At 68.1% G+C, this 12970-nt stretch carries 14 protein-coding genes and 1 pseudogene; 5 read left to right on the forward strand and 10 right to left on the reverse strand.

All coding sequences use genetic code 11. The features are described 5' to 3' along the window. Positions 1-49: 49 nt before the first annotated feature. The gene (locus tag J2Z30_RS22005) at positions 50-430 is read left to right on the forward strand and encodes a winged helix-turn-helix transcriptional regulator (protein ID WP_044566627.1); all 381 of its coding nucleotides are present in this window, start codon (positions 50-52) and stop codon (positions 428-430) included. Positions 431-499: 69 nt separating this feature from the next. Here the strand turns inward: J2Z30_RS22005 and J2Z30_RS22010 are convergent, their stop codons facing one another. Then, positions 500-850 (reverse strand): hypothetical protein, encoded by a 351-nt coding sequence (locus tag J2Z30_RS22010; RefSeq protein WP_044566625.1) that lies wholly within the window; start codon positions 848-850, stop codon positions 500-502. Between the two features lie 285 nt (positions 851-1135). On the opposite strand from J2Z30_RS22010, the gene J2Z30_RS22015 reads away from it, so the two are divergent. The 3 genes from J2Z30_RS22015 to J2Z30_RS22025 all read left to right on the forward strand — a co-directional run bounded on the left by J2Z30_RS22015 (position 1136) and on the right by J2Z30_RS22025 (position 4542). Continuing rightward, positions 1136-1978, forward strand: coding sequence for a MerR family transcriptional regulator (locus J2Z30_RS22015; protein ID WP_044566624.1), 843 nt, complete (start codon positions 1136-1138; stop codon positions 1976-1978). Between the two features lie 191 nt (positions 1979-2169). Next, a complete protein-coding gene (locus tag J2Z30_RS22020; protein ID WP_044566622.1) occupies positions 2170-3738 on the forward strand; it encodes an ISL3 family transposase in 1569 nt (522 codons plus the stop codon). Between the two features lie 192 nt (positions 3739-3930). After that, complete coding sequence (locus tag J2Z30_RS22025; protein ID WP_044580665.1) at positions 3931-4542, forward strand: nucleotidyltransferase domain-containing protein; 612 nt, start codon at positions 3931-3933, stop codon at positions 4540-4542. Between the two features lie 368 nt (positions 4543-4910). Here J2Z30_RS22025 and J2Z30_RS22030 read toward each other — a convergent pair whose 3' ends face one another. The 6 genes and pseudogenes from J2Z30_RS22030 to J2Z30_RS22055 form a co-directional block, all read right to left on the reverse strand. After that, positions 4911-5168, reverse strand: coding sequence for a hypothetical protein (locus J2Z30_RS22030; protein ID WP_044566619.1), 258 nt, complete (start codon positions 5166-5168; stop codon positions 4911-4913). Positions 5169-5522: 354 nt separating this feature from the next. Next, a complete protein-coding gene (locus J2Z30_RS22040) occupies positions 5523-5972 on the reverse strand; it encodes a nuclear transport factor 2 family protein (RefSeq protein WP_044566618.1) in 450 nt (149 codons plus the stop codon). Positions 5973-6061: 89 nt separating this feature from the next. Next, positions 6062-6454, reverse strand: a complete 393-nt coding sequence (locus J2Z30_RS49765) for a DUF6193 family natural product biosynthesis protein (protein ID WP_308280001.1) — start codon at positions 6452-6454, stop codon at positions 6062-6064. After that, a complete protein-coding gene (locus J2Z30_RS22045) occupies positions 6399-6896 on the reverse strand; it encodes a GNAT family N-acetyltransferase (RefSeq protein WP_044566616.1) in 498 nt (165 codons plus the stop codon). Before J2Z30_RS22045 ends, J2Z30_RS49765 begins: the two co-directional genes overlap by 56 nt. A gap of 314 nt (positions 6897-7210) precedes the next feature. Then, positions 7211-7456 (reverse strand): annotated as a pseudogene (locus J2Z30_RS51375) (alpha/beta hydrolase); the annotation flags it as partial. After that, the gene (locus J2Z30_RS22055) at positions 7438-8016 is read right to left on the reverse strand and encodes a TetR/AcrR family transcriptional regulator (RefSeq protein ID WP_044566614.1); all 579 of its coding nucleotides are present in this window, start codon (positions 8014-8016) and stop codon (positions 7438-7440) included. The gene J2Z30_RS22055 and the pseudogene J2Z30_RS51375, both read right to left, overlap by 19 nt. 83 nt (positions 8017-8099) lie before the next feature. Between J2Z30_RS22055 and J2Z30_RS22060 the strand changes: the two genes are divergently transcribed. Then, a complete protein-coding gene (locus J2Z30_RS22060; RefSeq protein WP_044566613.1) occupies positions 8100-8987 on the forward strand; it encodes an aldo/keto reductase in 888 nt (295 codons plus the stop codon). A 109-nt stretch (positions 8988-9096) separates the two neighbouring features. Here the strand turns inward: J2Z30_RS22060 and J2Z30_RS22065 are convergent, their stop codons facing one another. From J2Z30_RS22065 to J2Z30_RS22075, 3 genes are all read right to left on the reverse strand, one after another. Beyond that, positions 9097-10008 carry a phosphotransferase family protein gene (locus J2Z30_RS22065; RefSeq protein ID WP_308280003.1) on the reverse strand — a complete coding sequence of 304 codons (912 nt, stop codon included), beginning with the start codon at positions 10006-10008 and terminating at the stop codon, positions 9097-9099. Between the two features lie 369 nt (positions 10009-10377). Then, entirely contained in the window at positions 10378-10959 is a 582-nt protein-coding gene (locus tag J2Z30_RS22070) for a TetR/AcrR family transcriptional regulator (protein WP_044580662.1), read from the reverse strand. 430 nt (positions 10960-11389) lie between these two features. Further along, positions 11390-12913 (reverse strand): glycosyltransferase family 39 protein, encoded by a 1524-nt coding sequence (locus J2Z30_RS22075; protein WP_044566611.1) that lies wholly within the window; start codon positions 12911-12913, stop codon positions 11390-11392. Between the last annotated feature and the right edge of the window lie 57 nt (positions 12914-12970).

Consider the following 12970-nt stretch of genomic DNA (forward strand, 5'->3'; position numbering starts at 1 on the left):
TTTCCGATAGGAACCAGCAGGTACCTCTGGCACAGGTACCTTTGGCGCCATGAGCGGTTTCGGTCCCGGTGATGCCTTTCTCGCCGACTGTCCGGCGCGTCTGGCGGTCGAGCTGATCGCCGACAAGTGGACGGTGGTCGTGCTCTACGGCCTCAGCCAGGGCCCGGTGCGCCATGGCGAGCTGATCGAGCTGATCGGCGGCATCTCCCGCAAGATGCTCACCCAGACGCTCCGACGGCTCGAGGCGCACGGACTCATCCGCCGCCACGCCTATGCCGAGGTGCCGCCCCGCGTCGAGTACGAGCTCACCCCGCTCGGGGCGACGCTGATCGATCCGATCCACATGCTGACCGAGTGGGCGAGGGCGAACGGCGACGCGGTGCTCGACGCGCTCGACGCGGGTCCCGAGCCGGTCGCCCATAGCGACTGAGAGTGTCCTCTCGGCCGCTGCTCGGTAGCGGTGCACGAGGTCAGGCGCGTGGTCCACGGCGGACGGAATTCACAGCCACCGCTGTGCGGCTTCGAAGCTGTCCCCGATACTTGTGTTGAACGCGACGGCGGCCTGGGGCGCATGGCGGCGGATCAGGTTCACGACCTGTTCGAAGAGCGGAAGCAATGGCTCGGCCTTGCGGATCCCGCCACCGACGACCACGACGTCCCACGGGTGCCTCGTCAGCGATTCGACGAGGGTGGACTCGGCCGAGTCGTCGAACACGACCACCGTCGCGGACGCGTCGATGCCGTGGTCGCCGAACCGGGCCAGCTCCGCGTCAAGAGCGGCGCGAAGAGCGTCCCCGTCGAGGCCGGGTATCGCTTGTGGATCGTAACCAACAACAAGTACAGAAGGCATGCGGGCAACCTACCGGGCCCGGCCCGCGCAAGATCCGCCGACGGCCTCTACGAGACGGTGTGCATTGCCGCGATGAAGGCGGACGAGGTCGCCGCCCGGGACACCTGTCGGCGGCCAGTTGGAATTCCCCCCCGGCGGCGGCCACTTGGTGGGGAGTTTTCTGGCCGCCGATGTCACTCTGCGTGTAAGGCCTCGCGGTCGGTCCCCCGGGTGGTGTGTTGTTGCACCTGCCGTAGCGGCATGTGGTGTCGTCGAGGTACCACAGCACGAAAGGCTCCGTCTGCGATGTACCCCTCCATCACACCGCCCCGCCAGGTCATGATCGGCGCTGCTGCCGCCTTCGCCGGGACCACCCCACGCGCTATCCGCCACTACCACCAGATCGGTCTGCTGCCGGAACCCGAGCGCGGTGGAGACGGCCGCCGCCGCTACGGCTACGACGACATGATCCGTCTGTTGTGGATCCGCAGGATGGCGGAGGTCGGCATCAGTCTGGACGACATGCGAGCTGCCTTCGACGAATCCGGGGACATCGAGGAGACCCTGGGCCGGCTGGAGGAATCCCTGGCTACCCAGGAGGCCGACATCAAACGTCAGCGCGCGGCCGTCGGGCGCCTGCGGGCTGTGGGCAGCCCGCAGGGCCTGCTCTCCGAGCTGGTGACGGATCGGCTCAGCCACCTGCCCCCTGGCGCATTGCGCACCTCCGACCTGGAGTCCCTGCTGGTCACGGAACGGATCTTCGGTCCGCTCGGCTCCGCAATACAGGCCAGCGTGTACATCGTGCTGGCCACCCATCCCGATCTACGGGCCGAGGAGGACCGTCTCGACGAGGCCGAGGCCGCCCTCGACGACGGCGTCGACCCCGATGACCCGCGCGTCGAGGAAATCGCCGTACAGCGATACACCCACCACATGGCCCTCATGCAGGCCATCACGGCAGCCGGGCTGGACACCGCCGATGACGAGCTCTTCGAGACCTACGACGCCGACCTGGCAGAGGAGGAGGACACGCGGATGGGCGCCGCGGAGGCGATCACCAAGATGCCCTACGACTTCTCTCCTGCCCGGCTGCGCTGCATGGAGCGCGTGGCACAACTCGTCGGCCAAGACGCCTGCGCAGACAGTTGATCGCCTGTGCCCGGTACCGACCTGGCCGGCATCCCATCGCGTCCACCTGTACGTGACCGGCCACATCAGGAACCGGTCAATCCGAAACCGAGAGTGACATCTCAACTGGCCGTACATGGGGATTCCGGAGGCTCTGTCGCGATTTTCGTGAAACTTGAGATGTCGATCTTGGCGGCTCGTGATCATTCCAGGTGTTCGTTGATGATCTGTTCGCCGTCCTCTTCCCGCACTTCGCCCTCTTGCACGTCGAGTTGATCCGGGCGACGGGCCGTACCGTCCGGATCCAGGCGCGAGGGCGGGAGCCGTCGGCGGTCTGTCCCGGCTGCGGCACGGTGTCGGAGCGGGTGCACAGCGGCTACGAGCGGAAGATGTCCGACACCGCGATATCGAACCAGCAGACCGTCCTTCACCTGCGGGTTCGCCGGTTCTTCTGCGGCAGCTCGAACTGCCCGAAGAAGACGTTCGCCGAGCAGATCCCGGGGCTGACCTTCCGGCACGGCCGGTGCACTACGCTGTTACGCACCGTCCGGGAGGCCATCGCGCTGGCCCTCGGAGGCCGGGCCGGCGCCCGCCTCGCCGAGCTCCAGGAGATCGCCGTCGGCAAGGACGCGATGCTGCGGCTCATCCGTGCCTTGCCCGACCCCGAGGTCGGCCGGGTGCGGGTCTTGGGCGTCGACGACTTCGCACTCAAGCGCGGCCACCACTACGGCACTGTTCTGATCGACATGGAAAACCGCAGGCCAGTGGGCCTGCTACCCGAACGCTCCGCCGACGCGCTGGCCGACTGGCTCACCCGCCACCCGGGCGTCGAGGTCATCTGCCGTGACCGGGCCCGCTACTACGCCGAAGGCGCCGATCAGGGCGCTGCCGACGCGGTCCAGGTCGCTGATCGCTTTCATTTGTGGCAGAACCTGGGCGACGCCGCCGAGCGGCTCGTCGCCCGGCTCCGGCCGCAGTGGGTCCCGTCCCCGCCGGAGAAACCCGAGGTCACCGTGCCGGAGAAGCCCGAGGGACTGCGGGCCCAGCGCATCCGCGAACGTCACGCCGCGGTGCACGCGCTGATGGACAAGGGGATGAGCATCGGCGGCATCGTGGCCGAACTCCGTCTCGACCCGAAGACCGTCCGCAAGAACATGCGCGCAGCCACGGCGGACGAGCTGATCGGTGCCAGCCCCACCGGCAGGCAGAGCAGCCTCGACGGTCATGCCGCCTACCTCGCCGCCCGCTGGGCCGAGGGCTGCACCAGCACCAGCCGCCTCCACCGCGAACTCGCCGACCGCGGACTGACCGTCAGCGAACGGACCGTCCGCCGCTTCCTCCTGCGGCTCCAGGAGAACGCCAAACCCACCACCTGGCCGCCGGTCCCGAAGGTCCGGGAGGTGACCACCCTGATCCTCACCCACCCCGACAACCGGCCCGAATCCGACCGCGTCGTCCTCAAGGAACTCCGCGACCGCAGCAGCGACTTGGACGCCGCCTGTCAGCTCGTCGCGCGGTTCGCCGAGATCCTCGTCCACCGTCAGGGCCGGGAAAAGCTCAAGCAGTGGACCGACGATGCCGAGCAGAGCCAGCACCCTGAGCTGCGAGGCTTCGCTTCTGGGCTCCGCAAGGATTGGGACGCGGTCATGGCCGGCCTCACCCTGCACTGGAACTCTGGCGCCGTCGAAGGCCACGTCAACCGCATCAAGATGCTGAAACGGCAGATGTTCGGCCGCGCGAAGCACGACCTCCTCCGCAAACGCGTACTCCTCACCCGATGAAGATCAACAAGAGGGATCACGGAAATCGCGACAGAGCCATTCCGGACTGGCCGCTGACAGACACCGGCGAGGGCGGGGGAGCGGGAGGTCGGTTCCGCGCTCCTGACGGCCTCTCGGCTCCCGTGTCCGATACTGCTCGTGATCAATGGTGGTGTGCGTCGGCTCAAGGACAGCCAGGGAAGAATGAGCGGCATGACACGTCTCCGGGGTCCGTTCGGCAGATGGGATCCCGCATCTCTGAGCGAGGTCGTCGCGAGGTTCTCCGGCTTGGAGTCCTGCTGGTGGGTAGCTGGGGGTTTCGCGATCGAGCTCGCGGTGGGCCGCCGGATCCGGAGCCATGGAGACTTCGATGTCCTGCTGCTGCGGCGTGACCAGCTCGTGGTCCAGCAGGCTCTGCCGGGCTGGCAATGGTGGGCCGCCGATCCGCCGGGAAGCCTGCGTCCGTGGGCGCCGGACGAGATCCTGTCCCTGGGGGTTCATGACATCTGGTGCCGAGCCGGGGCCGACGATCCATGGCGCATCCAGATCATGATCGACGAGTCCCGCGGCCAGGAGTGGGTGTCACGGCGTGACCCTCGGGTGCGTAGGCCGATCAGCACGCTGGGGATGACCTCGGCTGACGGTGTTCCCTTTCTCGCCCCGGACGTGCAGCTCTACTACAAAGCCAAGACACCTCGGCCCAAGGACGAAGAGGACTTCGACGCCGTGCTGCCCGTGCTCACGGATCGGCAGCGACGCTGGCTCGTCGACGCGATCTCCAAGACGTACGGACCTCATCCCTGGATCAAGCGCCTGCAGGCGTAACCCCAAGGCCGGTCCACCTGGCAGGTGCCTCACCGGTGCCTCACCGGTGCCTCACCGGAGCCGTGGACATCGTCGTTTGTGGTCGCCGGGTGCGTAGTTCTTCCAGGGGCTCCGGCGGCGGTGGCGACATGGGTGGTGCTCTTGCCGTGGAAGCCGAGCGCCTGGGCAATGACGAACGCCGGCGGCCGGTCCTCGGCCTCCAGCCGCCGCCCCACGATCCGGCGGACTACCGTCCAGGCGCGCTGCTCCGGAGAAGGGGCCCGGCGGACTCGGAGCCATCGGCTCCGGCAGCTCAGGCCCCTTCGGCCGATGACCCGCCCACGAAGAAGGCGCTATCGAGAACGGCGGCCCCGCCGGAAGGCGGCTGGTCAGTCGCTCAGGGTTCCCCGGTAGCCGACAGGCCCTTCGTTCGGGAACTGAGCGGTGCCCTCGAAGCGGCTGCCGTCGTCGAAGAAGGTGACGCTGCCCGACCCGGCGTTGGGGCTGTGCCAGGTGACGCTGGTCCCCGTCGCGGGGCCGCCGTTCTGCGGGACGACCTCCTCGCGGTTGCCGATGCTGATGCTGAGGGGCTCGTCCTGCTGCCAGCCCCCTCCGCCGGTGAAGATCTCCGTGTTGAACGTGGCCATGCCCTTCTCCCTTCCGATCATCGACCGCCCCGAGGGCGCGGTCCGATGAGTGAGAACCTCACTCCTGGATAGGGGCTCGGACTCGCGGTACACCTGTCCCCCGGTCGACCGACGGCCGAGGACATCCGCGCTCGCCGTGCCGGAGCAGGCGCTAAGGCCCTGGCGGTGACGGAGGACCGGCCTCGGAGGGCCGTTGAGCACCTGGCGGCACTGGTGTCGAGCCGACCGACCACGGACTCGGTCGGTCTCGCGGTCGGCTGACCCGCAAGATCCACCTGGCAGTCGAGCAGGGGCAGAGGCCGCTGGCGGTGGTGATCACGGCCGGTGTGACCGCGAGTGGATTCGCGGTCGGCCTCAGCTTGTTGGCGCGGACCCGGCGCAGGCGTCGGCGATGGCCTGAGTATCCCAGTAGAACGGACGGACCTCAGTGATCTGCCCGTCCTTGACTGTGATCGTTTGCAGGATTGGGAAGCTGAGTTGACGGCCGGTCGCACGAGCGCGAGCACGGACCTGAGTGAGCACGACCGCGGTCTCACCGGTGGCAAGAAACTCCTGCTCCACCATGTCGAACGTTTCCCAGGCCTGTCCCATCGCGAGGAAGAACTGCGTCATTCCGTTGTGCCCACGCCAGGTGCCTCCGTATGGCAGAGCATCTGCCTGATGCAGCTCGACATTCGGTGCGAAGAAGGGGGCGAGCAAGTCGAATGAAGCCTCGCCGGGGCCTCCGGTCGCCAGGTACTCCGCCTCAGCCGCATACATACCGGTGAGGACGGTTACGGAGTCTGTAGTGGATGGCATCGTCATGTCGCCAGCATGACCGGCGAAGGCTCACCGTGCTGGCGGGGATCAGACATCACGGTCGGCACTTTCGCAACAGGCCCTCAACGTGTCATTTAACCTTCGTCGGTCTGGTGCCACTCCGCTGTGGCTTCATGAGCCGCGAGTTCCTCCGGGTTGCCCAGGAAGGCAGGACCGCAGTCAGCCGGAAGGCGCTGGACCACCATGGCGATGGCCTCCTGTGCTGTAGCTGCCGGGCCGACTGTCCGGCTTCGAAGAGGGCCGGAGACCCAGTAGGTATCCCCAACAGCGGGCTGAATGTAGAGAATGCCCCAGGTTTGCCGCAATCCCGCCCCACCATGCGCTGGCCGGCCGATGCAGCCCGCACGCAGATCATGAAATATCGCTGGAGCTTCGGCAGGTCCGGAGACGGCGAGAGTCCCTCTGCGAGTATCAGCACACCCGCTCGTATTCGACCTGGTCAAGGGGGGTCCCATCGCCAAAGTCATGGGTGCGTGCGGTGCCGCGCTCGGTGAAGCCGCACTTGGCGTAGAAGTGACGGGATCGCGGGGTGTCGCGCAGCGTCCACAGGTGCACCTGGGCGAACTTGTCGTTGCGTAGATGGCGCAGTGTCTCGGTCATCAACGCGGCGGCGACACCGCTGCCCCAGCTGTCGGGGTGGCTGTAAAAGGTGAGGATCTCGGCAAGACCGGGCCGAGCTGAGGATGGGCCGAAGGCGGACATCGCCAGTGGACGACTGTCGTGTTCGGCTAGCAGGATCGTCCCTGCTCCCTGTGCGAGCCTTTTGTGCCATCGTGTTCGTCTGCTCTGGACCGCACGTGCGGCGAACTCCGGAGCGAAGAAGGGGGCATAAGCCGCCTCCCAGGCAGCGGCGTGGATCTCGCCGAGGACGTCCCCGTCGTACTGGCCAGCGCGACGAACTGTGAACATGCGATCAGCCTATTGGCAATGCCTTCCTGGCCGCTTCGGAATTCAGGCCGAGCTTCCGCAACGCATATGGCGTTTTGTGAGGCTCCGAGCATTCGTTGCGGGCCATGGGTGCCGACTGTGTAGGGCGCCGCCGGATCCCGCGGCCATCGTGAGCTCGAGCGCCAGAGGGCGTGTGGTGGTCGGGTTGGTCTCGGCCCCAGGTCGTCCACTCGCCGTGGAGAGGACCGACCGTGACCTCGGACCACCACATGTTGTGGCGTCGTTCCGCTCACCGGCGCGGGTCGCTTCCGCGCGGCGTCGGTGCAGTAGACATCCTTGCCCGGCAGGCGGCCGATGGCCAGGAAGCCAACGGTGGCCTTGTCGGCGCAGGCGGAACCCGCGTCGTAGACGTAATGCCCGCCGTTGTCGACGCCGACGAAGGCGGAGCGGCCGATCAGGGCGCCGCTGCCGGCCGACTTGTCCCTGCCGGGTGAGGTCTTCGGGGCGATCGTCGCGGCGACGGCCCCTGCAACCCGGGACGTGGGAGAGGTGCCCGGCCCCGTCAGTCGCGCTTCGCTGATGCCCCGACTCGCAAGCCGTCGACGAGCAGGTCGAGCATCCGCCCGGCCTGCTCACGGTCTTCGGTCGCGAGGAAGATCCCTACCAGGGTGCTGACGACGTCGTCGGGACGCACGTCTGCCCGGAGCGTGCCCTCCCGCGCCCCGGCGGCGATCAGTGCTCCGACGGCGCCGTTGATGTTCGCCCGCGCGCGGGCGGAGGCAGCCGTGCCCTCGGCGGTGATCGCCTTGAGCGTCTCGGCCATGCCGCGCTTGGTGGCGATGAAGTCGGCGTAGTCGTCCATCCATGTGCGCAGTGCGGTGACGGGCTCGTGCTCGGCGAGCAGCGGCTCCACGCGGGAGCACAACTGCGCGCGCTCGGCGCGATAGACCGCCTCGATCAGCGCCTCGCGGGTCGGGTAATGCCGGTAGAGCGTGCCGATCCCGACGCCGGCCTCGCGGGCGACGGCCTCCAGGGTCGGCGTCTGTCCGGCGGTGAAGGCGCCGCGGGCCACCTCGAGGAGGCGGTCCCGGTTGCGCTGGGCGTCGGCCCGCAGGCGTGGTTCACGGTCGACAGCAGCCATGAAACGGAGGCACCTCCGATTGTGATACGTTGCGGAGGTCCCTCCGCTTAATCGTGAGCCTACCGTCCCACGGGAGTCCCACCATGACCACCACCCGCACCACTTCGGACGCACGCCCACACCCCGGCGGGCTCACGTCTCTCGCCGGACGTCCCGTCTCCCGCATCGGCTACGGCGCGATGCAGCTCGAGCACGGCGACGACGAGCGCGCCCTCGCCGTGCTGCGCCGGGCCGTCGAGCTGGGCGTCGACCACATCGACACCGCCGAGTTCTACGGAGCGGGCCGCGTCAACGCGCGCATCCGAGCCGCCCTGCACCCCTACCCCGAGCACCTGGTGCTGGCCAGCAAGGTCGGTGCCACCAGCGACCCGAACGGCCAGTACGGTCTACGCCCGGCGCAAAAGCCCGCCGAACTGCGCTCCGAGCTGGAGGCGAACCTGCGCACGCTGGGCGCCGAGCGCCTCGACGTGGTCAACATCTACCCGATGTACCGGACGCAAGGAATCCCCGCCGGCCAGCGGGTCGACTTCGACGATCAGCTCGCCGAGCTGATCGCCCTGCGCGACGCCGGGCTGCTCGGCGGAATCGGCCTCAGCCACGTCGACGCCGACCAGCTACGGCACGCCCTGCCGGCCGGTGTCGTCTGCGTACAGAACGCCTACAGCCTCGTCGACCGTTCGTCCGAGCCCGTTCTCGCCCTCTGCCGCGAGCACGGCATCGCCTGGGCGCCGTACTTCCCACTCGGATCGGGGTTCCCGGAGCTGCCGAAGGTCGCCGACCAGCCTGCCGTGCGGGAGGTAGCGACGCGGCTGGGCGCAACCCCGTCCCAGGTCGGGCTGGCATGGGTGCTCACCCGGGGGCCGCAGACACTTCTCATCCCCGGCACCCGCAGCATCGACCACCTCGAGGAGAACCTCGCTGTCGGCGACGTCATGCTCGACGAGGAGGCGCTGGCAGCGCTGGAGGGATAGCCCGCGCTTCCAGCGCTCCTGGACGGCATTGGCCGCTCGGCGCCGATGTCCGGACGTGGCAGCCTGGCCCGGCGCTCGCCACCGTGCCCGCACCCCGGGCTGCTCCGGTTCAGCCCAGCGCGTCCATCAGGGCGGTGACATAGGCATCCAGGCGCTCCTCCACGGCTCGCGTCGTCAGCTCTGTCCTCCCTGCTTCCCGCCATGGCCGCGACACCAACCGCACTTCTTCCGAGAACGCCAGCCCGTCCCGCACCTGCCAGTACAGCCGCTCGCTCGCGGTCGCGGCCAGCACCCCGCCGGCCTCCTCATACGCCTCAGCGAACCGCAGACCCCACGCCGGGCCGTGCAGTACCGCGAGATTGGTGGAGCAGTGCGCCACATCGAGATCCGCCGGGCCCCAGGAGGTCGCTGCCCAGTCGACGACGCCGGTGATCCGGGCACCTGCCGGCCCTGAGGGCTCCACGTCGAACAGCACGTTGCCGGGCTGGAAGTCCCGGTGCAGGAATCGCCCTTCATAGGGCGGTGCGGGCCTGCGGATCACGTCGATCGCCGCAGCCCATGCGGCCGCGTCGGCGCCCTTCGGAGTGACGACGGTGTCGGCGGTCGTCAACGCCACATATCCCCGGGGCCGCTCGGTGGGTCGCAATGCGTGGATCGCCACGAGTTGACGGGCCAGTAGAGGGACGCGCGTCTCCAATCCCTCATCGTCGAGGACCGTCCGGCCCGCCAGATGTGTCATCAGGAGCGACGGATACTCGCAATGCGCGGCGGTCGGATCAGCCGCGACCAGTCCAGGAGCCGACACGCTGGTCCCCGTGAGCAGGGTCAGAGCGTGGGCCTCCCTGCTCAGCAAGTCCTCGGCGCGCTCCCTGTAGAACGGGTCGACGAAGGCCCGCAGCACCAGGTCACGGGTACCTCCATCCCGTGTGCTGATGGTCAGCCTCCGCATTTCGGCGGTGATGCCGCCGTGCAGTGCCTCTGTTTTGACGATCCGTTCGCCGGTCTTCAGGTGCCGGTTCACCCAAGCCAGGGTCAACGGTCGGACGGCCGCCGCCTCATCGTGGTTGGTCACCGTGCCACCCAACATCCGGACGCCGGCATGCGCAAAGGCTTTTCTTGGAGGCGATGGCAACACTGCTCTGCTGCTCTCGCGGCTGTCGCAGGCACCGTTCAGGTACTCGCATCGAGCCGAGGACGCCTGTAGGGCTTGTAGGGGGCCAGTCGGCTGGGCCGGGGCTGGTTCTCCCGGAGAGTGTCCTGCCCCTGCCACAGGGAGAACCGGTCGGCGACCTGGATCACGGTGGGCGCACCGAGCCGCGCGCCCTCGGCGTAGGCACCCGCTCGGTGGCCCGGCTGAATTGGGGGAGGGGTCCTGAAACGATCTCGCTGGTCATCGGAAGGCGATCTCTTCGCATCGGGCGACGCTTCGGCGGATCGAAGCGCGGTCGAGGCCGAGTAGCGCCGTGAGCCACATGCCGTTTTGAACGATGTCGATGTCGGCGGCCCGCTTGTTCGCCTCGGTCCTCGGCAGCTCCGGCCGGGCGGTACGGATCAGCGTCGCCAGGGCCTTTCGGTAGCGCCTCTGGGCGGCTGTGTTGATCTCTCCGAAGACCGGGTGAACCTGGGCGAGCGACCACAGCTGCAGGCGCAGGGAGAGATACTCCGTCGTCAGGAATTCGGACCTGGCAACACGACGGAGGACCGCCCGGAGGTTGTCCTCCGGGGTCTTGGCCGGATCCGGGGCGACCATGGCCATGTCCTGTCTCTCGATGCGGCGCAGGGCTGCGCAGATGAGAGTGTCCTTGTCGCCGTAGTAGTAGTTGACCAGCCCCAGTGAGACGCCGGCTTGCCGCGACACCGCACGCATGCTGACACCCGAGATTCCCTGCTGTGACAAGAGGGTGAGAACGGCGTCGAGGATCTGCTCCTCCCGGTCGAGCTTCTTCTCATGCTCCGCAGTCGTGTCGCCCACCCGCATGAGACTAGCCGCTACTGGACCAGACCACGCATGGACCACCCCGCGTCGACCTCGTGTCCACGCACCGGCGGCCGGTCCGAGGTACGCGCTCGGCGACAGCCACGGGCCGCCCCATCCGTCGTCGCGCTGCGTGTGCGGGCACGCAGGCGGCCCGCTCGTCGCATCGGGTGGGCGCCGGTTGCCACGGTCCGGTCGGTGGCTCTGCTGCTCGTCGGGGTTCGAGGAGATCGACATCGCCGGCATCCCCGACATCCCCGATCTTCCCCGGGCCGTTGTCGGTCAGCCTGGGGTCCGGGAAGGTGCCGAGCCGACTGATCGTGTCGGTGATCTCTTCCGTCCATGGCCAGTGGCGGGCGTGGCTCCGGGTCGAGACAGTGTGCCGGCGGTGGTGCTGGCGGGGTCGGCACCACCTGCGGTCACCTCGTCACCCAACCGCTCGCTCCCGGTCTGCTGGATCCAGACCGGCCTTCGGAGATGGGTCGTGGTCTCGGACATAGACGGTGACTCGCGCCCCGTTGACATGGGTTGTTCCGTACTCGCGGAAGTGGCGCCGCAGGGTGCTGGTTTTCGCTTGCTCCCGCGGGTTGGCCGGCGAGTGCGCACCCGCTGGGTCGCGGACCGTGACGATCCGGTCGAATTCCAGCATGCGTGCCGCAATGTCCCGGGCGGGAAGCTCGACACCTGCGAGTGTGTTCGACGAAACGGGATCCTGCGCCAGGGCCAGATCCGTCAGGAAACGGGTGTCCTCGGGGTCGGCCGCGGTCAAGATCCGGTGCTGGCCGGAGAGATAGAGCAGTCCGTCGCCGGGACGGCCTTCCTTGCGTACGGCGGCGCCGATGGCGGTGACGTCATTGCTCCGGCTCTGGGGAGTCCTCAGCGATATGCTCGGCTGGACGAGCGCGGCCAGTACGGCAACCGCCGCGATCCACACGTTGCGGCGAGACTGCTGCCGCCGGTGGAAGTAGTCCATCCAGGCGCCCAGCAGCAACGCACCTCCGATACTGCTGTAGAGCACGTACCGGTCGACGAAAATGGGCTTGACCGGTGAAGCGATCAGCAGCAGAAAGGTCGGAAGCACAAGAATCGGCACAGCCAGCACGGAAAGCCGCACGGGCCCCCTCACCCCCAGGGGCGCTCGGGCACACGCCACGCCCAGGACCGCCACCACCAGGACACCACGAAGCCGCACCGGTCCGCCGATCCAGGACACCTGCCCCGACTGCCCCGCACTCCAGATCGCCAGCGGCAACAGCCCGGCCACAATGCCCGCGGCAGCCGCACTCCACGCCCTCAGCACCGCTCGTGGAACACGGGAGACGACCAGCGTGACGCCGTGTGCGACCAGGGCGAGGACCGCGAACTCATGGAGCAGACAGGCCAGCAGCATGGTGGAGCCATAGACCGCCCACCGCCACCGGGCGCGATGCGGGACGCTGACCACGAGCGCATAGGTGGCCCAGGTGACCAGGGCACAGACCATGGCATACGAGCGGCCTTCCTGGGCGTATTTCTGTACCTGGGGAAGGAGCGAAAACACCAGCCCGGCCAGCAGCCCGGCACGGGGTCCCGCCAGGCGTAGTGCCAGAAGCCCGACTCCGCTCGCCGCCGCGGACATCGCCAGCACAGACGGCAGCCGCAACGTCAGCAGCCCTCCGCCGAAGAGACCGAAGATCTCATGCATCACGGCGTAGTAGAGGGCATGGACCAGATCAACATGGTGGGCGGTGTGCCATATCTGCGAAAGATCGCGGTGCGCGAGCTGATAGGTGACGGACTCGTCCCCCCACATGGTGTTCTTCCTGCGGATACCCCAGAGCCCCAGAGCGATGGTCAGCGACGAGGGCGCGATGACGACAACGGCTTTGGCCGGGCTCGGTGATTGTCGACGGGCGAGTACGGGAGGGGAAACCGTCCTGGCCACGGCGGGGCCACGTTCAGCAACGGACATCGGCGACAGGGCCTTTCAGCAGTGGCGAAGACACCGCGCCAGCGTGCCCGGACCTCA

This window comes from Streptomyces iranensis (genome assembly GCF_017874715.1).
In the GTDB taxonomy this organism is placed as follows: domain Bacteria; phylum Actinomycetota; class Actinomycetes; order Streptomycetales; family Streptomycetaceae; genus Streptomyces; species Streptomyces iranensis.

What these genes read in the sequence shown, in the direction of transcription:
- J2Z30_RS22005 (WP_044566627.1), top strand. Translation starts at nt 50, where the DNA reads ATGAGCGGTTTCGGTCCCGGTGATGCCTTTCTCGCCGACTGTCCGGCG.
- J2Z30_RS22010 (WP_044566625.1), bottom strand. Translation starts at nt 850, where the DNA reads ATGCCTTCTGTACTTGTTGTTGGTTACGATCCACAAGCGATACCCGGC.
- J2Z30_RS22015 (WP_044566624.1), top strand. Translation starts at nt 1,136, where the DNA reads ATGTACCCCTCCATCACACCGCCCCGCCAGGTCATGATCGGCGCTGCT.
- J2Z30_RS22025 (WP_044580665.1), top strand. Translation starts at nt 3,931, where the DNA reads ATGACACGTCTCCGGGGTCCGTTCGGCAGATGGGATCCCGCATCTCTG.
- J2Z30_RS22030 (WP_044566619.1), bottom strand. Translation starts at nt 5,168, where the DNA reads ATGGCCACGTTCAACACGGAGATCTTCACCGGCGGAGGGGGCTGGCAG.
- J2Z30_RS22040 (WP_044566618.1), bottom strand. Translation starts at nt 5,972, where the DNA reads ATGACGATGCCATCCACTACAGACTCCGTAACCGTCCTCACCGGTATG.
- J2Z30_RS49765 (WP_308280001.1), bottom strand. Translation starts at nt 6,454, where the DNA reads ATGACTTTGGCGATGGGACCCCCCTTGACCAGGTCGAATACGAGCGGG.
- J2Z30_RS22045 (WP_044566616.1), bottom strand. Translation starts at nt 6,896, where the DNA reads ATGTTCACAGTTCGTCGCGCTGGCCAGTACGACGGGGACGTCCTCGGC.
- J2Z30_RS22055 (WP_044566614.1), bottom strand. Translation starts at nt 8,016, where the DNA reads ATGGCTGCTGTCGACCGTGAACCACGCCTGCGGGCCGACGCCCAGCGC.
- J2Z30_RS22060 (WP_044566613.1), top strand. Translation starts at nt 8,100, where the DNA reads ATGACCACCACCCGCACCACTTCGGACGCACGCCCACACCCCGGCGGG.
- J2Z30_RS22075 (WP_044566611.1), bottom strand. Translation starts at nt 12,913, where the DNA reads ATGTCCGTTGCTGAACGTGGCCCCGCCGTGGCCAGGACGGTTTCCCCT.